Annotated in this window: 2 tRNA genes; one reads left to right on the forward strand and one right to left on the reverse strand. The window is 50.3% G+C overall.

The annotated features are described in order from the left end of the window. Positions 1–54: 54 nt before the first annotated feature. Positions 55–139, reverse strand: a tRNA-Leu gene (locus C3489_RS38155). A gap of 83 nt (positions 140–222) precedes the next feature. On the opposite strand from C3489_RS38155, the gene C3489_RS38160 reads away from it, so the two are divergent. Next, positions 223–298: transfer RNA gene (locus tag C3489_RS38160), tRNA-Ile, on the forward strand. Positions 299–392: the final 94 nt, after the last annotated feature.

The raw sequence follows: 392 nt of genomic DNA on the forward strand, positions 1-392 counted from the left end.
CCAGGACCCAACGCTGCCCGACTCGAGGGCATCCGATCAACGCTTTCTGGTGAATGGTGCGGGAGGCGAGACTTGAACTCGCACACCTAGCGGCGCCAGAACCTAAATCTGGTGCGTCTACCAATTTCGCCACTCCCGCAAAAAAAGATGGTGGCTACGACGGGATTCTCTAGATCATCATGTTTATTGCGTGGTTTATAAGTATTGTTATTGCACACTCAAGGCCCTTTAGCTCAGTGGTTAGAGCAGGCGACTCATAATCGCTTGGTCGCTGGTTCAAGTCCAGCAAGGGCCACCAAATCATTATTTACGTATCAGGAAGAGTTAAGGGTACAAGGGGTACTCGATGGCGGTCTATATTTCATGACTAACGCCATTTCAAGGCCATGGCT

Origin of the sequence: Streptomyces sp. Ru71 (assembly GCF_002920535.1) — a bacterium.
Lineage (GTDB): Bacteria > Actinomycetota > Actinomycetes > Streptomycetales > Streptomycetaceae > Streptomyces.